Raw genomic sequence first — 18,904 nt, forward strand, 5'->3', positions numbered from 1 at the left:
TAGACCAGTCACTTAACTTTTTATTATGCTGAATAATTACTCAATTGCAAAAACTTCCCCACCGAATGGTCTATTTTCCGATGAATGACCCAACAAAAAAGCGGGCTAATTCGCCCGCTTTTTTAAACTCAATCCGAAGGATTAAGCTTTCGGTAATGTCACACCGGTTTGACCTTGGTATTTACCACCACGGTCTTTATAAGAGGTTTCACACACTTCGTCTGATTCAAAGAACAACATTTGTGCGACACCTTCACCCGCGTAAATACGTGCAGGCAAGTTGGTTGTATTTGAAAATTCTAAAGTTACGTGACCTTCCCACTCTGGTTCAAGAGGTGTCACATTGACAATAATACCGCAGCGAGCATAGGTTGATTTACCTAAACAAACGGTTAACACATTACGTGGAATACGGAAATATTCGACTGTACGTGCTAGTGCAAACGAGTTCGGCGGAATGATACAAACGTCTGATTCGATATCAATAAAGCTTTTATCGTCAAAGTTTTTAGGGTCAACAATTGCTGAATGAACATTGGTAAAGACTTTAAATTCACGAGCACAACGCACGTCATAACCATAGCTCGACACGCCATACGAAATAAGCTTTTCGCCATTTTCATCATAACGGACTTGGTTTTCTGCATACGGTTCAATCATGCCGTGTTTTTCGCTCATTTCGCGAATCCAACGATCAGACTTAATAGCCATTTATCTCTATCCAAAAACTTAAATCAATTATTGCGTGGTACTTTAACTGAAATCCGACTTAATGAAAATAAGCTTTGCCGAACTAAGCGGATTTAGTCATTTTCAAATCATTTTAGAGTTTTAAAATCGCAGAATAACTCAGTGGTATCGAAAAACTGACCAAGACTAGCGATGCTGTTCGTTGTAAATTGGCTTGATTGAGCCAACTAATTTTATTCGATGCCAAAACGGAACCAAGGAAGGTCCAAAAAAATGCAATAGGAACGATCAACAACAAAAAGATCAGCATGTGAGCTACATAATACTGCGCATTTTGCCAAGCCAATGCAGGAAAAATCGCAGATGCAAATAATAGTGCTTTAGGATTTAATAACGTCGCAACAAAGAGTTCGCGTGCACGAATGCCCTTTTGATTAAAATTTTCAGCAACAGTTGCTGTACGCCATAATCGCATAGCCAAAAATAGAATATAGCCAGCACTAAACAGTTTTAAAATGGTCGGCAGTAAAGGCAGATGTACGGAAATTTTACCAATGAGAAAACCCCATAGGCTAATCGAAATAAGATAACCAAAGGCTTCCGCTGGAATGAGTCGGAATGATTTACGTAGCCCAACTTGAATACCCGAAGATGCGAGTAAGGTATTGGTTGGTCCTGGCGTTAACAAAATACTGATAACTAGACCAATAAAAAACCATGAAATCATACTTTGACCTCAAACTTAATCCGCGAAGATTAATTCAGTTGTTTCGTATTAGCAAAATAAAAAATAGAAATGCTTATAAAAAACTCCTTATTTAATTATAAATTCAGTAACTTAAATAGAAAAACAAAACCTTAGCTGAACAGTCATTCAGAGCACCTTACAATTCAAAGAAATATCTTGAACTTATATTTATAAAAGAAATTTCACATGATTCCATGTATACCCTACAGTTTTTACACGTAACAAAATATTATTAAAATAAACGATATAGCTCCATGCCATTCTTACGCATAACCATTATTTATTGGAGACTAAAAAATCAAAAAAAAATACTTTTCAAAAATAATTGATTAAGTTATGTTCAATTGAGTAGTGGAAATTAAAACTCATCAAATCAATATTCAAAATTTATGTGTAAAAGGACGTTTCTATGAACCAATGGACAAAACTCACGTTACTCTCGGTTACTTTGGCGTGTATTACTGCTTGCTCAAATGATCAATCTACTTCAAAAAATACCACGGAAGGAAAAAGCGCAGAAACTGCTACATCTGACAAACTTCAAACCAAGTTCGTAACCATTGCAACTGGCGGAGCATCAGGACCTTACAATGTGATTGGGACGAGTCTTGCAGAAATTTATAACAAAACTTTTGGTGTAAATTCTAAGACTCAAACTACAGGTGCATCAGTCGAAAACTTAAACCTTCTCAAACAGAATAAAGTTGAAATGGCATTTGTTATGAGTGACAGCTTAACAGAAGCACTGAACGGAGCAGGAAGTTTCGCAAATGGTAAAGTTGAGAATGTCAGCCAAGTCGCAGCGCTTTATCCAAACTACGTACAAATCGTAACCTCTAAAAAATCAGGGATCAAAAATATCGAAGATTTGAAAGGTAAACGTATCGCTGTGGGTGCACAAAATTCAGGTGTAGAAGTAAATGCACGCACACTGTTGAATGGTTTTGGAATCACCTATAAAGATATTAAAGTTGATTATTTAGGCTATGCTGAAGCCGCTGATGCTTTAAAAGGTGGCAAGCTTGATGCAGCATTCCTGACTAGTGGCATTCCAAATTCATCACTCATGGAACTTCAACAAAGCTTTGATCTACAGTTAGTTTCAATCAATGCAGATAAAGTCAAAGAAATAGCTAAAGATCAAAGTTATTTCTTACCGATGATTATTCCAAAAGGCACATATGGCAATACTGCGGACATTCAAACTGCCGCAATTAAAAATGCATTAGTTGTTCGCACAGATATATCGGATGATGATGTCTACAAACTAACAAAAACTTTCTTTGACAGTTTGCCTCAATTGGCAACTTCACACCAAGCAGCAACAGAAATCACGCTTGAAGGTGCTCAACAAGGCCTTGTAGCGCCTCTACATCCAGGCGCGAAACGCTACTATGATGAAGTGGCTAAAAAATAATAAGCTTCAAAAAAATGCAGTTTATACTGCATTTTTTATATTGTTCTTCTTAATCTATGCTAGCTATCCAACACTGTATACGCAGGTTAGAGTTGAAACTGATATATGCAAAATTTCAACTGATCAATTTGATTTACAGTGGAAGCATTCAGTAGAAAAGACGGCTTGGTCTGAACAATATCAGCGTCAAAAGAATACGTTTTTACTGCGCCACACCGATTTGATTTCATTTGGTGCAGGTACACCCTCAAATTATCCCATTGAGTTTCAAAAAAATGGTGTGATTAGAATGCGGGTCAATCAAAATATAGATGAAATCAACTGGGTGATTTCTAGAAATATGCAAGGCACGATCCTCGCTGACCAAAAAATTTGGTCTATTTTTCAAAGTTACCCAGACTATAGTTTGGTCAACATCTCGGTTCAATATCAACCCAAATGGAAGTCTTGGTGGATTGGAGAATGCCTATGAATTCCAAAGAAGATAAAGTTGTATTAGAACAACTCGATGAGAAACAACAACAAGCCATATTAGAAAAATTTGATCGGGAATCTGTTACTCGAATCAATATGAGCAAATCTGTTACCTACTTTGTTGCATTTGTAGCGATCTTTTATTCATTATTTCATTTATTTATTACGTTTAATCCTTTACCTGAGTTAATACAGCGTGCAGCCCATGTCGCTATTGGCCTAGCACTCATTTTCTTACTCTACCCAGCTCGTCAAGCAAGCTCCCGGCAGCATATTTCACTTCTCGATTGGTTCTTGGCTTTGCTTTCCATCTTCAGTTTTTTATATTTATGGAAAGAATATCAATCTATTATGACCACTCGAGGTGGTATTCCAAATACCTTAGATATCGCGTTTGCAATTATGAGTGTGGTATTAGTCATAGAAGCAACTCGCCGGGTCATGGGGTGGATGCTGCCCATTTTAAGTTTAATTTTCCTGACCTATACATTTATCAGTCACTTTGATTGGTTGCCAGATCGATTAATTACTCGCCCTTATACCATCAGCGACATTTTCGGACATATGTATTTAAAAACCGAAGGCTTATATTCTTCGGCAATTGGTGCATCCGTCACTTTTATTTTCTTATTTATCCTTTTTGGTGCTTTTCTTGCAAAATCAGGTATGGGGAAATTGTTCAATGATCTTGCCATGGCATTGGCGGGTCATAAACAAGGTGGTCCTGCCAAAGTTGCTGTAATTTCAAGTGGATTTATGGGCAGTATTAATGGAACTGCTGTTGCCAATGTTGTTGGCACAGGCTCATTTACCATTCCATTGATGAAAAAAATTGGTTATCACAAGAATTTTGCTGGTGCCGTTGAAGCCAGTGCATCCGTCGGTGGACAAATTTTGCCGCCAGTCATGGGTGCGAGTGCCTTCATTATGGCCGAAACAACTGGCGTGAGTTATGGCACGATTGCACTAGCCGCATTATTACCTGCCTTATTGTATTACCTTGGCGTCATGGCTCAAGTTCATTTCCGTGCGGGTAAAGATGATCTGAAAGGCGTACCTAAAGCTGATTTACCTAAAGTAAAAGAAGTTCTAAAAGAGCGTGGACATTTACTTATTCCAATTTTGGCACTGGTCTTTTTCTTATTTCAAAATATTCCTGTGAGCTATGCTGCTGTCTACACCATCGTCCTGACCATCTTTGTAGCAGCTTTAAGAAAATCAACACGAATGGGTGTAAAAGATATTTTAGATGCGCTCGTTGATGGAGCCAAACAATCATTATCTGTGATGGCTGCTTGTGCTGTCGTTGGTATTATTATCGGCGTAGTAAGTCTGACAAGTTTTGGTTCAGTAATGACTTCTTCAATTATGAGTTTAGGTGCAGGTAGTCTCTTTCTCACTTTATTTTTAACCATGATTGCATCGATGATTTTAGGCATGGGGCTTCCATCTATTCCGGCCTATATCATTACTGCCACCATGGCAGCACCAGCACTCGCAAACTTTGATATCCCTGTATTAGTCGCGCATATGTTTGTGTTCTATTTTGGTTTATTTGCAAACATCACCCCACCAGTTGCCCTTGCCGCCTTTGCGGGCGCAGGAATTGCAGGCGGTGATCCAATGCGCACTGGGTTTCAGGCCTTAAAACTATCTCTTGCTGGTTTTATTGTTCCATTTTTATTCGTTTATAACCCTGCCATGCTGATGATTGATACCACCAATGTTGCAGTCAATGCTCGAGAATTTGCCTTTCCTGCATGGACAACTATAGTGAGTATTACTGTCACTTCAGTGATAGGAATTCTCGCTTTAGGCTCCGCAGTTGAAGGTTATTTCAAGACTTATCTCAACTGGTTCTGGCGTATTTTTTTAGGTGTGGGTGCGCTGTGTATGATTATTCCAGAAACCATTACAGATATTGTAGGCATTATCATGGTCATCATCGTAATTACGGTGAATATTATCACTGCTAAACGTAAAGCAAACCCGTCTCTTTCCTCCTAAAAAACCAATTAAAAAGCCCGGTAATTACCGGGCTTTTTAATTTCTTAGACTAAGGCGTACCCTCATTTGATGGGTGGGTTTTAATGACTTCAAATAATATTTAAAATTATTTGTTCCTCTATATTTTTTCAATGCTAAGCCCCTTGTAACAGAGGACATTTGGCAAAAAATCTAAGACACAATGCGTTTGTACAGTTACTGCCGTTCAAAGAATTGATCCTAGCCAAAATAATAGAAATATCGTGAAAGCTATTTTGTAAAAACTAAGTACAAACGCGACATCCTTTGATATGCCTCAAGAATTTTATCCTTGGCAGACGGCTTATAATCGCAGGAAAAATAAGAAATTGTGCAAATCGTTTTTTAGATGTGTAATTCATAGACATCGTTGAATGTCTAAAGTTCAGTACTCATAATTTTCAAACACTCCCAATACCACGTTATAAAAAATCTGGCACGAGGCCAGATTTTAATACGATCAACTTAAATTTCAGTTCACCCTTAGAAAATACGGTTTTTATCTTTTTCAGCCTGAGGTAATGCATCTGCAACTTTTTGTGCAATCGCCATGTAGCTTTCAGCAGCATCATCACCTGCTATCACAGATGGTTTCCCTGCATCGGCATTTTCACGAATTTGTACATTCAGCGGTAAACGACCTAAGAGCGGAATGTCGTATTGGGCTGAAAGTTGGTCGCCACCACCTGTACCAAAGATTTGCTCTTCATGCCCACAGTTCGAACAGATGTGAGTCGACATATTTTCAACCACGCCCATCACGGGAATATGTACACGATTAAACAACTCAATGCCTTTGGTCGCATCCATTAATGCAACATTTTGTGGTGTCGTCACAATCACAGCACCTGTCACCGGTATACGCTGTGCAAGCGTCAACTGGATATCACCTGTGCCTGGTGGCATATCAATGACCAATACATCCAGATCAGGCCATAAAGTTTGGTTAAAGAGCTGCATTAACGCCCCCGTCGCTTTCGGCCCACGCCAAGCCACAGGGGTATTGTTATCACCTGTTAAATGGCCAATCGATAAGACTGCCAAACCATAAGCTTCAATAGGAACAAATTGCTCAGCTTCAATCATAGGCGTACGGCCAGCGTTACCGAGCATAGTTGGAATACTTGGACCATAGATATCCGCATCTAAAACGCCAACTTTTAGCCCCAATTGCTGTAATGCCAAAGCTAAGTTAACTGTCGTGGTTGACTTACCCACACCACCTTTGCCTGAAGACACTAAAATTACATTTTGAATGCGTGGGTGTTTCGGTACATCACGTTGTTGTGGAGCCGCTTTTTGAATCGGCGGATTATTCGGATCAACTTCAGCAGCTGCTTCAGGTGTTTTCGCAGACGCATCCACAACTGGAGGTAACTGGCTTTTGGCTGCTGAACTCTCTGCTTTTTCTTGGCTAGAACAGCTTTCGCCCTCTGCATTATGATGACCACAACCACCTTCAGATTTATGCCCTGTTTTTTGTTGAATCACGTGCATATTTAATTCTGTGATGCCACATTTTTCCAATGCATCGGCCAAATCATCATGGATTTTTTGTAAGTCATCGGCTTCTGAAGGAAAGGTATTAATCGTGATCTGTAAGATCTGACCTTGCACATTCACCTGAGTAATACGGTCTTTTAAGGCATTATTCGAATTGGGAAGTACATAGTTTTGTAAAACCTGTTGGATTTCCTCCTCTTTCACCTCTTGGGAGGGTGAAAACACAGATTTTAGAGAAGAAAGCCACGACATTATGTTGTCTCCAAACAGGAACATCAAAAGATAATAGCGATAGTTTACCTGTTCATCTGCCCCAGAGTAAGAGGGAGATGAATGACTTATCCCTATAAGCTTATAAAGTTGAGTAACTGATGTTACGCACCTAAAAGTAATTTCGCATTTTAAAAATGATTTTTAAGTCTATTCAACGGAGTCTTATATCTAGGGTTTGAATAAAGAGATTAGCCTTCGGCTGGAGGTACTTTTGTTTTGGCAAAAGTACCCAAAACCATTGTCATCCGCAAAACTCGTTCACTAGCGTCAAATTATTCAAAGTATCGCAAAACCATTTTTGATTAGAAGGAGTCCTGTCTCAAACACTTGCGGATGACCTTACCGCGTATCATTCTTTTATTTGAAGCAAACGGTGCGTCTGATGTTACTGCGTAACATCAGTGAGTAATTTAGTCAGCTTTCAAGCAAGTTTTCAAGCGTGTGCCACTTAAAATGCCCTTATAGTTGATCTATGCGGCTAAACCAAAGCCATTAAATTTTAAATTGATTACATATCAACCATACTTTTACAGCGTAATTTCAGTTTATATTTCAATCGTTTCAACAGAATAATCAAAGCGATGGATGTGCAATCTAAAGGCACATTTTGTGCTTTTTAGTTTTTAAAATGGGGATGACGATGTATCAGAAGACTGTGTATAAGAAGAATATGTATAAAACGGCTTTATGTGCCTTGATGCTCCTGACTTCAGCAGCCCATGCAGAAGTTATGACTGAAGCCATTCAAACACCTGACCGACAAACTGTAGCGATTGGTGATAGCCTCGATCTCATGCGCTCGCGTATGCAAGCCTCTCCGATGAAAATGGTGTCCTATCCGCTGCAAGAGAAAAATCAGCCTGCAAAATTGGCGGTAGATTACACCTATGAAATTGCCAATATGCGCTACGTGATTACCGTAGTCGATGATCAAGTCAAAAATATTAAGACTGAAAATTTAGATGGATTAAAGCAATGAAACCTAAAAAAGCCGCTCAAGATAGAGCGGCTTTTTTCATTAGACCCAATTAAGCTTGGTCATCTTTTTTAAACTTATGCAGTGTGTCAGAGGCTTTCTTTTTTAACTCGTCAAATTTCTCTGTCGCCTGCACCTTCAGTTCATCAAATTTTTCGACAGCCTCATGTTTAAGTTCAGCTGCTTTGACTTTGGCTTCATCAAATTTATGACTCGCTTCTGCTTTTAACTGCTCTAGACGGTCTTTGGTTTCTGCATGCTGTTCTGCATGCTGTTCTGCATGTTCATGTTTGGCCTCATTTAAGGCTTTTTCACCCTCAAGCTTGAGCTCTTCAACTTTATGCTTTGCACCATCGAGTGCTTTTTCGCCTTCTAGTTGCGCCTCTTTGGCCTTGAGTTGTATGTCATCACCGAGTTCTGATGCTTTATTTTTTAAATCATTTAATGTGCTTTCTGTTGTCATCTCGCTCACCCTATTCTCAGTTATTGCCTAACAATAGTTATAACGCGATTTGAAGCAGATACCTGAAATAGACGCATTTAGAAACAAATCAACCACAGGAAAACGCCATGTGATTGCCTATTTTCACAATGGCTTGATACAAATATGTATGGTCGATTTTACTCTATGCTTTTAATTTTAAAGGATGATGTAATGCAAAGAGATCAATGCCACTCCTATGCATTGATCTCTTGAAATTAAACTTATTTGCTGACCGTACTCATAAAGCTCACTGCGGAAAACAGCCAAATAAACAGGATAAAACTCCGTCCCTGATTAAAATGCGCGACATCGGTACCATGCAAAATATTATGACGGGTCATCGCTACGGTAGAGCTGTTATCCATTTGATAGGCCGCCAATTCGGCAAAATACGGATTTAACTCATTGGCAATTTTAGATTTGTGCCAAAGGCTTTTAATTTCACTGCCTTTAAGCCCCGGTACAATTTTATAGACATCGACAAATTTAGTGCCATTTTGACTTAAGAAACCCGTTTGAATCAGCACGTCTGTCAAGATGCCTTCAAGCTGTGCATATAACACTGGGATACAGCCTGCATGAATGTCTAATTTATACAGTTTAAATGCATCTAAAAGTACCTGACGGCGCGCTGCTTTATGTTCACCAATATTCAAAGCATCAAAGGCTTTCAACATTTCAGTTTGGAAAAACTCGCTATTGATGACATTCAGAAAATCAAAGTCTGCATCATTTTCATGTTGATGAAGCAGTTGCCAAAAATACAATAAATTTAAAGCATCATTCGCTACTTTCATTTCTACCGGCTGATCTAATTCATCGGCCAAAATATCGAAATAAGGCTCATCTTGTGCCAAATGACGCAGAGTTTGAATCAGTAAGGCATGCTCATCTGCTGAAATCTGTTCTAAATATTGCTGCGCATCTTTGATAATGTGATGCCCCAATTTATGACACTGTTCATTTTGAGGAATACGAGTGATTGGCTGATCGTCTTCATAGTCATCTTCATACATGGGCTTGTTACTCTTAGGCATCACAGTTATGCCCTATTATCACTGTAATTGTGTCAGCAATATAGATTTTTTTACTTTTGCAAAGATTTCACCTATTCCCTTGTGCAAGTACTGGCTATCTCATGTAAAATTACAGCCCATTGCATAAATACGAATGAGAGAGTCATATCCGTGCGTAATATTTTAGTTACTAACGCCCTTCCATACGCGAATGGCCCAATTCATATGGGTCATTTACTCGGTTATATCCAAGCTGATATTTGGGTTCGTGCCATGCGTGCAATGGGTCATAACGTGACTTATGTATGTGCGGATGATGCTCACGGCACAGCGATTATGCTACGTGCGGAAGCCAATGGTATTTCGCCTGAACAGCAAATTGCCAATGTGCAAAAAGAACATGAACGTGACTTTGCTGGCTTTAGAGTTGACTTTGACCATTACGACTCAACTAATAGCCCTGAAAACCAAGCACGCGCTTCAGAGATTTACATTAAGAACCGTGAAGCGGACAACATTGCTGTACGCCCTGTGACGCAATTGTTTGACCCTGAAAAAGCAATGTTCTTGTCGGATCGTTTCATTAAAGGGACATGCCCGAAATGTAAAGCGGAAGACCAATACGGCGACTCATGCGAAGTATGTGGTACAACTTACAACGCAACTGAATTGTTAAATCCAAAATCGACTTTAAGCGGTGCGACACCTGTAGAGAAATCTTCAGATCACTACTTCTTTAAACTGCCGAACTTTGGTGAATACCTGCAAAAATGGACACGTGACGAAGGTCGTTTACCTGTGTCGATTGCCAACAAACTCGATGAATGGTTTGAAGCTGGTCTATCTGATTGGGATATCTCCCGTGATGCGCCTTACTTCGGTTTTGAAATTCCAGATGCGCCAAACAAATACTTCTACGTTTGGGTTGATGCGCCAATCGGCTATATGTCGAGCTTTGAAAACTACATCAAGACCAAACGTCCTGACCTAAGCTTTGACGATTACTGGAAAAAAGATTCTAAAAATGAGGTCTATCACTTCATTGGTAAAGACATCGTTTACTTCCACGCGTTGTTTTGGCCTGCAATGCTTGAAGGTGCAAACTACCGTACCCCAACAAGCTTATTCGTCAACGGTTTCTTGACTGTAAACGGTCAGAAGATGTCTAAATCTCGCGGTACGTTCATTAAAGCGGAAACGTATCTTGAGCATTTAAACCCTGAATACTTACGTTACTACTTCGCATCTAAGCTTTCTGACAAAGTTGAAGATTCTGACTTGAACCTTGATGATTTCGTTCAGAAAGTGAATTCAGACCTTGTTGGTAAAGTGGTCAACATCGCAAGCCGTTGTGCAAAATTCATCAATACTAAGTTTGATAACAAACTTTCTGCAACGTGTGCAGAGCCTGAATTGGTACAAAGCTTTATTGATGCAGGTGCATCAATCGCTGCTCAATATGAAGCACGTGAATTCTCTGCAGCCATCCGTGAAATCATGGCGCTTGCTGACAAAGCCAATCAATATATCGATGAGAAAAAGCCTTGGGCTTTAGCGAAAATTGAAGGCGAAGAACAACAAGTTCATGACGTATGTTCTGTCGGTATTAACTTGTTCCGTCAATTGGCGGTGTACCTTGCACCAGTACTTCCTACCTTGGCAGCAGAAGTTCAAAGCTTCTTAAAATTAGAATCTTTCGACTTTGCGTCTGGTAAAACGATTTTGGTGGATCATGAAATTGCTCAATTCCAACCATTGATGCAGCGTGTAGACCCGAAAGCGGTTGCTGCAATGGTCGATGCGTCTAAAGATTCTTTAGCTGCGCCTGCTGAAGCACCAAAAGCGGAAAAGAAAAAAGAGAAGAAAGCTGAGAAAAAACCTGAACCTAAAGTTGGAGAAGCTGAGATTATTGGCATTGAAGACTTTATGAAAGTTGACTTGCGTGTGGCTGAAGTTTTAGAAGCAGCTCATGTTGAAGGTTCAGACAAACTGCTTCAATTGACTTTAAATGTCGGCGAAGCTGAGCCACGTAACGTGTTTAGCGGTATTCGTGAGTTCTACCAACCTGAAGACTTAAAAGGCAAATTGGTAGTGATGGTGGCTAACCTTGCACCACGTAAGATGCGTTTTGGTATTTCTAACGGTATGGTATTAGCTGCGGGTAATGGCGATGGCGTTTGGGTGATTTCACCTGAAAGCGGTGCTAAAGCTGGTGATAAAGTGTCTTAATTTTTAGATTAAGATAAGAAAAAGCCTCTACGTTGTAGGGGCTTTTTTTGGCTTTAAGTTCCCTCTCCTTTTAGGAGAGGGTTAGGGAGAGGTCTTCTTATAAATTTGAGATGATTTTATTCATTAGTTCTAATATTTTGAATTAATTCATATATAGCTTCTTGATCTGCTTTAAGTTCAACTAAAGATGGCTTAAAAACACCATCCATTATCATTTGATATTCAGCATTTAATAGCTTTTGATCCAACCAATTAAGATTCAAGTTTAACCATTGAACTAATTCAATAAAATCTTCAGCTAAATCATGTCCAACCTTTTCAATTAAATGTGTTCTTAAGTCAATTGGATACAAATTATTTTTAGCTTTTGTTAATACGTCAAATATTGTTAACAACAACCAAGCAACTGAGAACTTTGGAGTGTCATAAATTTCTTCTCTTAATTCATATTCTTTTCGTATAGATTTTTCATGTGAAAAATACCTTATTTCAAGTAGCCTTGCTCTTTGAATATATGTTTCTAAAATTTCATTTTGAATATAACTTTTAGTTTTAAAAATTAATTCATCTAAAGTGTAGAGTTCAATATTTGTATTTTTAGTAGCCTCTATTGCACCAGATTGGAAACCAATTTGTGAGATAATAAAACCCTTATCTGCTCCAATATCATCGACTATAGTGCGTAGGGCTAAAACTTTTTCTTTTGGAACTTTTGTTTTCCAATATTTTGCTTCAATCACCCATTTGATATTTGTACCTAAATATTTAGAAGTAACATAAACATCAATATCATGTTCGGTTCGAACACCAGTAATAGTCTCATTGGTAACAGCCTTTACTCCTAGACTACGAAAATGCTGTGCTATTTTTTCCTGAAAATCAAACCAATCTTTCGCCATTTTTTTCAATTTATTAAATATGTACTACTATAGATTATATTTTTTAATCAAACCCGCATACAAATTTTAACTCTTTCAAATATATACCTCTCCCTAACCCTCTCCTAAAAGGAGAGGGAAAATTCATTGTGACCCCAATGAAACCATTCATTCCAAACAACTAAAAGCTTTAAGCATTCACTATGCTAAAAAGAGCTAAAACTAAAATATTGACAAATCGCTCTATGAAAAAAACTACTTATTAAAATTAAAGTAAATTTAATTTATTGATATTTCACTATCTTTATATAAAATGTGCTCGCTTTTTATAATTTATTAATCTTAGGGGTACAACATGAAAAAATTATTGGTTGCAGCACTAGCAGTTTCGACAGTGGCTTTCACTGGCTGTTCAATCCGTATGGCGGATATGACTGTAGCTTCTACAAAAAACTATAATTTAAACTCAAATCAATTCGTAAAAGGTCAGCGCGTTACTGGTGAAGATAAAGTACCAGTTGTGTTATTCCCACTAGGTATTCCAAATTTCAAAACAGCAATTGACCGTGCTATCGAAAAAGACCGCTGTGCAGTTGCACTTTCAGACGTTGTTATCACTCAACTAAACCAAGCATTCCTTGTTGGTCAAATTGGCTATCGCGTTGAAGGTACACAAGTTATTGACCGTTCACAACCAGAATGCAACAAATAAAATTGCATAAAAAAGCTTCTATTCGTAGAGGCTTTTTTTTTTCGTTCAATCACTTCATACCAAAAATCAACTTTAAACCCAGCACTGTCATCACTGCCCCAGCTGCCCGATCAAAACCCGCTTTAAACTTCAAATAGACTTTACGTGGTTTTTCTGCTGACAAAGCTACAGCGACCAATGAGCACCACCCTGCATCGATAAAGAAACACAAAACTGGCAGTACAAAGTAAAAATACGTCGGAATGTCTTTCGGTAAAAGTGCCGTAAAAATACTGGCTAATACAATTGCAATTTTCGGATTCGACAACTGGGTAATTAAACCAGTCGTAAAGGCACGACGGAGTGACATCTGCGAGCTGCTGGCATCACCAGCTTCAATCGGTTCTTTGGCATGTTTTATAATTTTAAATGCCATCCAAAGCAGGTATAAACCACCACAAATTTTTAAAGCCAAATATGCGGAAGGTACAGCCAATAAAAATGCCTGCAAACCCAATACCGCTAAAAGCCCAAATATTGCAGCGCCCAATCCTGTACCAAGTGCAGTAAATAAACCGTGTTTACGTGAAATCGCAATGGAATTCTTCGCCACATAAATTGACGTTGGCCCCGGGCTCATTGCACCAAGTAATAGTGCTGCCGCAATCGAGCCTAATATCCAAAATGATTCCACTGTCACACCGTTTTCACTTAAATTCGTGGCAATTTTACAGATAGAATCTCTGAATTTCTCCCTATAATTTGCAGTGTTTATTTTAATTGACCAAATTTTTCACTATAAATAACTTGAATACTGCATTAATCCATCGCATGATCGCTAAAAGTACAAATTAATATCAAGACAATGAAATTAGCCGAAGCCCTACTTTTACGCAGTGACTTACAAACAAAATTGGCGTCGCTGCAACAACGAATCAATAACAACGTGCTCATTCAAGAAGGTGATGCACCTAGCGAAGAACCGAATGCTTTAATTCAAGAAGCATTTGCCGTAAATACAGAACTTTATGGCTTAATTGAAAAGATTCACGCCACCAATGCACAGGCTAAAACCAGTTCTGGACGCTCCGTGCTTTCAGTGCTCAATGAACGTGATTTATTGACCCAACAGCATCGTATCTTGCAACAAGCGATTGACAGCTCACGCCGTGAAAATGGTCGTTATAGCTCGAGTGAAATCCGTTGGATTAAAACCATTGCAGTGGCAGATTTACAGAAACAGGCCGATAGCATTAGTCAGCAACTTAGACAAAATAACTTAGAAATTCAGGCATCCAATTGGCAAATAGACCTGATAGATTGACCTGATTTAAGCATTTGAACCACGGTTCATTCCAGTTCGGGCATACTGGGCGAGTACAGAGCCTTTTTAAATGTTTGTAAGGCTTTAATCCAACAAACTAAACTGCAGAAGTAAGACGTCTACTTCAAAATGTTCACACATCTGACGTAGCACACTGCATCTGTGACTCTTTACATGTCACGTCTCACTACCGTGTACTGACAGTATGTCCACCCTAATTTTTTTACGGATCCATCTGCTAATCGTCATCTGCAGCGGCTTCATTGAGTGCAACATCTTCACGGGGCAATTTATAGTCATGGTCATTTACAGGGACACCACCAATGATCATGGTGCGATGTTCATTTTGAGGACGATGCAATTCGTCTGTCGTATCACAGCCAACCATCCAAAAACTGTACAGGCACAGCATAGGCAGCACAGCCCGACTTAATTTGCTCATTGGATGCCCTCCATTTTTATAATTATCTTGCTTATAAAATCAGCATAGCATTTTTGTGTAGATATTCACCTTATTTATCTGCCGATTTAGGGTTAATTGTCAGGAATTATGTCTCGGCGGTCTTTCCAATGCGGATGCAGATTGATGCCGATAGAAAAATATTTTCTTTTTAAAATAAATAATTTATTCATTTTCTTATAACCACATAGAAGACAAGTTACAAAACTGCTATCGAATACGATTTTACTTCGGACACTTTTGTCCGTTTAATAGCTAGATAAATTTAGAATGATGATGTCAAAGAATAATGTCCACACGTCAACAACTCGCTGCGCAAAACCGAGAAGTGCTTTTAGAAGCTGCGATTGAGGTATTCCGTATTCACGGGATCAATGCGCCTTTACAACTCATCATCAATCAGGCTCAAGTTGGACGTGCGACGTTTTATCGTAATTTTAATGACCGTCGTGAGTTGGTACTCGCCTTAATGCAAGCTGCCTTGAACCGACTTGAACAGCGTGCGCTTAATTATGCACAGTTCGATGATGGATTTATTCGCCTCATTCAAGACCATATTTATAATATTCCCTATCTCACGGCTTTAATGGAATATTGGCGTGTGATCGATCGGGATGATCCTGCCATGGTTGAAATATACCAACGACGTGATGCCATTTTGCAACCGATGATTGATCAGGCCATTCAAAATGGTCGCTGCCGAGTAGACTTTAAACCGGCAGACTATGCCATGGTCACCTCCATTTTACGTGCAGCTTTGCAAGGCCATACCGAGGCAGATCAGGAAAAACTCGCCAAACGTGCCGTGGAATTTTTACTACATGGTATTTGCGGGTAACACGTCATGTCCAAATCACCGCGTTTATTGGAACCTGCTCCGGATTGGACACCCGAAGAAAAACCGACTTTGCCCGGCTCTCCGGCTGCCATTGCACATCCCACCTATAAGCGTTTTTTATACTTCTTTATCGGTTTATTTGTTGCGATCTCGGGGAGTTTAAGTAATGGATTTATCACGGCAAATTTACCCCTTCTACAAGGTGAATATGGATTAACGCCTTCAGAAGCGGCATGGATCCCTGCGGCATTTGTTATGGCCAATGTCAGCTCTAACCTGATCTTATTTAAAGCCCGCCAACAATATGGACTTAGGCTATTTTCAGAAATTGGCTTGGTATTATTTATCGCGGTGATGGTGCTGCATTTATTTGTCCATACCTATGAAATGGCAATTTTTGCACGGGTGATCAGTGGCTTACTTGCAGCTCCACTCAGTTCGCTTGGGATGTATTACATCATGCAAGCCTTTAAACGTGCTCATTTTGGTCGTGGGCTTTATCTAGCTTTAGGCTTTCAGCAGTTGGGGATACCGCTGGCATGGATCATGTCGCCCTATCTGGTCGATGTAAATGATTGGTCTATTTTTTACACCTTTGAATTAGGTCTAGCCTTATGTTGTTTGGCGATGGTGGTCTCTCTAAAACTGCCACGCAGTCTACGTATCGAAGTGTTTGAAAAGCAAGATTTATTCACCTTTGCATTATTGGCACCCGGCTTTGCGTTGCTATGTATCGTGTTGACTCAAGGCCCGATTCTTTGGTGGTTTGAAGCTGAATGGTTGGCCTATTTACTCATCGCCGCTTTGATTCTTTTAGTTGTTGGTCTGACCTATGAACATTTTCGGGTCAACCCCCTTATTGTCACACGCTGGCTCGGAACATCGTCTACCGTGAGTTTTATTATTGGTGCCTTTGCCATTCGCTTTCTCATGTCTGAACAAAGCTATGCGGCAGTGAATTTTTTGAAAACCATGGGCATGGGACCCGACCAATTCGTTTCTTTTTATACCGTCGTGCTGATTGGGATTGTCTTAGGCACAGTGTTTAGTGCCCTGACCTTTTCCAAAGAAAAAATTGTGCTTCATCTGCTCGGTGCAGCAGGTCTCGTGCTCTTTGCCTGTGCACTGGATTACCACCTGACCAGTGATGTACGACCGCATGATTTTTATTGGAGTCAGTTTTTGGTGGGCTTTGCTAGTGGCATGTTTATTGGCCCACTTTTGCTTACAGGCATTGTCAGTGCTTTGCAAAAAGGCCCATCGCACATGGTGACGTTTATCGTGCTGTTTTCTGCGACACAGACCTTTGGGGGACTGGTCGGATCATCGTTCTTTTCGACCTATCAGCAAATGCGTACTCAAACCTATCAGGCACAGATTTATAATGATTTATCGAAAACCTCCCCTATAGTCGAACAGCGCCTACAACAATTGGCGCAAAGTGCGCATCAATATTCTTTAGACCCCAATTTAGACCAACAACAAGCCATACGTAGCCTTAATCAAACCATCACTCGAGAAGCCCAAGTTCGAGCCTATAACGATGTGATTTTTTTAAATGGCATATTCGCCGTTTTATTGTTGCTTTGGGGTTTATTGCTGATGGGCAAAAATAAATATCAATTACGCCAACAGCAACGCACGGATAGTAGTTAAAATTTTCCCGACTTAAACAACATAAGCAACCGCCCAATGACCTAATTGATATTGAGAACAACATGACCGAAGACCATAAACCCACTGAGCAAGCAGCACCGCAGCAACCACAAACAGCAACCGCTATGCCTGCGCCATCGAGCAAGCTTATTTCTACGCCGCAGCGTACCCTGGTTTTCATGTTGATTATCCTCTTGTTGGGGATTGCACTGATCTTATGGGCGTGGCGGATTGGTCCATTTCATAACAGTATCGAGTCGACTGAAAATAGCTATGTCAAAGGCAAAACCACGGTGCTTTCATCACAAATTAATGGTTATGTGAAAGATGTTTTGGTGACGGATTTTGATCATGTGAAAAAAGGTCAAGTGCTTATGCATATCGATGCAACGACCTATGATCAAAAAGTCACACAGGCTGAATCTGGGGTGGAACAAGCACAGAACTCACTTGCCAATCAAAGCCAGGCCATTGAACAACGCAGAGCAGATATTACGGCAGCCGAAGCGAAAGTGGACCAATCACGTGCGGCCTATGAATTAGCTCTTGCACAAATGACGCGCTACCAACAACTCGGCAATACTGGCGCTGCATCGAAATCAGAACAAGATAAAGCGATTGCAGACGCTAAAAATAGTTTGGCCCAACTTCATCAAGCAGAAGCCAATTTACTGGTTGCCAAAGAATCATTCAAAACTGCACAAGTTGCAGCGACAGGGCTTAAAGCGCAAGTGAATAGTGCTAAAGCACAATTTGATCAGGCAGTGACCACCAAAGACTACAGCACGATTGTGGCACCTATGGATGGTCAACTTGGCGAAGTCAGCCCGCGTATTGGTCAATATGTTGCGGCAGGCACTCAACTGATGTATTTGATTCCACAGCAGCGCTGGGTGACTGCCAACTTTAAAGAAACGCAAATTGCAGATATGCATATTGGTCAAAAAGCGTGGTTCAGCGTCGATGGCATGAAACATCAAAAATTTTACGGCAAAGTTGAGCAAATCTCCCCTGCGGCTGGTTCTGAATTTAGTGTATTGAAACCTGACAATGCCACAGGAAATTTCACCAAAGTCGTGCAACGCATTGCCGTGAAAATTGCGATTGATCCCAATCAACAAGGTTTGGAAAACTTAAGACCCGGTATGTCTGTCGTGACCTCTGTTGATGTTGCTAGTTAGCGGATGCTGGTAGTGAAGTGCATTAAGTAAAGTTGAGCTGA

General features: G+C 39.9%; 18 protein-coding genes. 10 read left to right on the top strand and 8 right to left on the bottom strand.

Annotated features, from left to right (window positions below; translation table 11 throughout):
* Positions 1 to 141 precede the first annotated feature (141 nt).
* A complete protein-coding gene (gene dcd, locus FTU65_RS02780; RefSeq protein WP_005008040.1) occupies positions 142 to 711 on the bottom strand; it encodes a dCTP deaminase in 570 nt (189 codons plus the stop codon).
* A 112-nt stretch (positions 712 to 823) separates the two neighbouring features.
* Positions 824 to 1,417 carry a LysE family translocator gene (locus FTU65_RS02785; RefSeq protein ID WP_078192265.1) on the bottom strand — a complete coding sequence of 198 codons (594 nt, stop codon included), beginning with the start codon at positions 1,415 to 1,417 and terminating at the stop codon, positions 824 to 826.
* 430 nt (positions 1,418 to 1,847) lie between these two features.
* On the opposite strand from FTU65_RS02785, the gene FTU65_RS02790 reads away from it, so the two are divergent.
* Genes FTU65_RS02790 through FTU65_RS02800 form a run of 3 tightly spaced genes read left to right on the top strand, consistent with a single transcriptional unit; the run spans position 1,848 to position 5,336 of the window.
* A complete protein-coding gene (locus tag FTU65_RS02790) occupies positions 1,848 to 2,855 on the top strand; it encodes a TAXI family TRAP transporter solute-binding subunit (protein ID WP_067764588.1) in 1,008 nt (335 codons plus the stop codon).
* On the top strand, positions 2,833 to 3,327 hold the full coding sequence (locus FTU65_RS02795; protein WP_257222191.1) for a DUF1850 domain-containing protein: 495 nt from the start codon (positions 2,833 to 2,835) through the stop codon (positions 3,325 to 3,327). Before FTU65_RS02790 ends, FTU65_RS02795 begins: the two co-directional genes overlap by 23 nt.
* Positions 3,324 to 5,336, top strand: coding sequence for a TRAP transporter permease (locus tag FTU65_RS02800; protein WP_180064935.1), 2,013 nt, complete (start codon positions 3,324 to 3,326; stop codon positions 5,334 to 5,336). The genes FTU65_RS02795 and FTU65_RS02800 overlap by 4 nt, the downstream gene beginning before the upstream one ends.
* 501 nt (positions 5,337 to 5,837) lie before the next feature.
* On the opposite strand, the gene apbC is transcribed toward FTU65_RS02800, so the two are convergent.
* Positions 5,838 to 7,109 carry an iron-sulfur cluster carrier protein ApbC gene (gene apbC, locus FTU65_RS02805; protein ID WP_180064936.1) on the bottom strand — a complete coding sequence of 424 codons (1,272 nt, stop codon included), beginning with the start codon at positions 7,107 to 7,109 and terminating at the stop codon, positions 5,838 to 5,840.
* A 661-nt stretch (positions 7,110 to 7,770) separates the two neighbouring features.
* Between apbC and FTU65_RS02810 the strand changes: the two genes are divergently transcribed.
* Positions 7,771 to 8,109 (top strand): hypothetical protein, encoded by a 339-nt coding sequence (locus tag FTU65_RS02810; RefSeq protein ID WP_168379311.1) that lies wholly within the window; start codon positions 7,771 to 7,773, stop codon positions 8,107 to 8,109.
* Between the two features lie 49 nt (positions 8,110 to 8,158).
* Here FTU65_RS02810 and FTU65_RS02815 read toward each other — a convergent pair whose 3' ends face one another.
* Positions 8,159 to 8,569, bottom strand: a complete 411-nt coding sequence (locus tag FTU65_RS02815) for a hypothetical protein (RefSeq protein ID WP_180039684.1) — start codon at positions 8,567 to 8,569, stop codon at positions 8,159 to 8,161.
* Positions 8,570 to 8,811: 242 nt separating this feature from the next.
* On the bottom strand, positions 8,812 to 9,606 hold the full coding sequence (locus tag FTU65_RS02820; RefSeq protein ID WP_180066359.1) for a hypothetical protein: 795 nt from the start codon (positions 9,604 to 9,606) through the stop codon (positions 8,812 to 8,814).
* 171 nt (positions 9,607 to 9,777) lie between these two features.
* Here FTU65_RS02820 and metG point away from each other — a divergent pair, with 171 nt between their 5' ends.
* Complete coding sequence (gene metG / locus FTU65_RS02825; protein WP_180004973.1) at positions 9,778 to 11,835, top strand: methionine--tRNA ligase; 2,058 nt, start codon at positions 9,778 to 9,780, stop codon at positions 11,833 to 11,835.
* Between the two features lie 116 nt (positions 11,836 to 11,951).
* On the opposite strand, the gene FTU65_RS02830 is transcribed toward metG, so the two are convergent.
* Positions 11,952 to 12,734, bottom strand: coding sequence for a restriction endonuclease (locus FTU65_RS02830; protein WP_180066330.1), 783 nt, complete (start codon positions 12,732 to 12,734; stop codon positions 11,952 to 11,954).
* Between the two features lie 334 nt (positions 12,735 to 13,068).
* On the opposite strand from FTU65_RS02830, the gene FTU65_RS02835 reads away from it, so the two are divergent.
* Positions 13,069 to 13,425, top strand: coding sequence for a hypothetical protein (locus FTU65_RS02835; protein ID WP_067764607.1), 357 nt, complete (start codon positions 13,069 to 13,071; stop codon positions 13,423 to 13,425).
* A 49-nt stretch (positions 13,426 to 13,474) separates the two neighbouring features.
* On the opposite strand, the gene FTU65_RS02840 is transcribed toward FTU65_RS02835, so the two are convergent.
* Entirely contained in the window at positions 13,475 to 14,098 is a 624-nt protein-coding gene (locus tag FTU65_RS02840) for a LysE family translocator (protein WP_078192408.1), read from the bottom strand.
* 171 nt (positions 14,099 to 14,269) lie between these two features.
* Between FTU65_RS02840 and FTU65_RS02845 the strand changes: the two genes are divergently transcribed.
* Positions 14,270 to 14,728: a DIP1984 family protein gene (locus FTU65_RS02845; protein WP_180004754.1), complete on the top strand. Its 459-nt coding sequence runs from the start codon at positions 14,270 to 14,272 to the stop codon at positions 14,726 to 14,728.
* Positions 14,729 to 14,966: 238 nt separating this feature from the next.
* Here FTU65_RS02845 and FTU65_RS02850 read toward each other — a convergent pair whose 3' ends face one another.
* Entirely contained in the window at positions 14,967 to 15,170 is a 204-nt protein-coding gene (locus FTU65_RS02850) for an NF038215 family lipoprotein (RefSeq protein WP_180004753.1), read from the bottom strand.
* Between the two features lie 307 nt (positions 15,171 to 15,477).
* Here FTU65_RS02850 and FTU65_RS02855 point away from each other — a divergent pair, with 307 nt between their 5' ends.
* From FTU65_RS02855 to FTU65_RS02865, 3 genes are all read left to right on the top strand, one after another.
* The gene (locus tag FTU65_RS02855) at positions 15,478 to 16,026 is read left to right on the top strand and encodes a TetR/AcrR family transcriptional regulator (protein ID WP_180064939.1); all 549 of its coding nucleotides are present in this window, start codon (positions 15,478 to 15,480) and stop codon (positions 16,024 to 16,026) included.
* Between the two features lie 6 nt (positions 16,027 to 16,032).
* Positions 16,033 to 17,682 (top strand): MFS transporter, encoded by a 1,650-nt coding sequence (locus FTU65_RS02860; RefSeq protein ID WP_180064940.1) that lies wholly within the window; start codon positions 16,033 to 16,035, stop codon positions 17,680 to 17,682.
* A 62-nt stretch (positions 17,683 to 17,744) separates the two neighbouring features.
* The gene (locus FTU65_RS02865) at positions 17,745 to 18,863 is read left to right on the top strand and encodes an HlyD family secretion protein (RefSeq protein WP_180007511.1); all 1,119 of its coding nucleotides are present in this window, start codon (positions 17,745 to 17,747) and stop codon (positions 18,861 to 18,863) included.
* Positions 18,864 to 18,904: the final 41 nt, after the last annotated feature.

This window comes from Acinetobacter sp. YH12129 (assembly GCF_013418685.1).
Lineage (GTDB): Bacteria > Pseudomonadota > Gammaproteobacteria > Pseudomonadales > Moraxellaceae > Acinetobacter > Acinetobacter amyesii.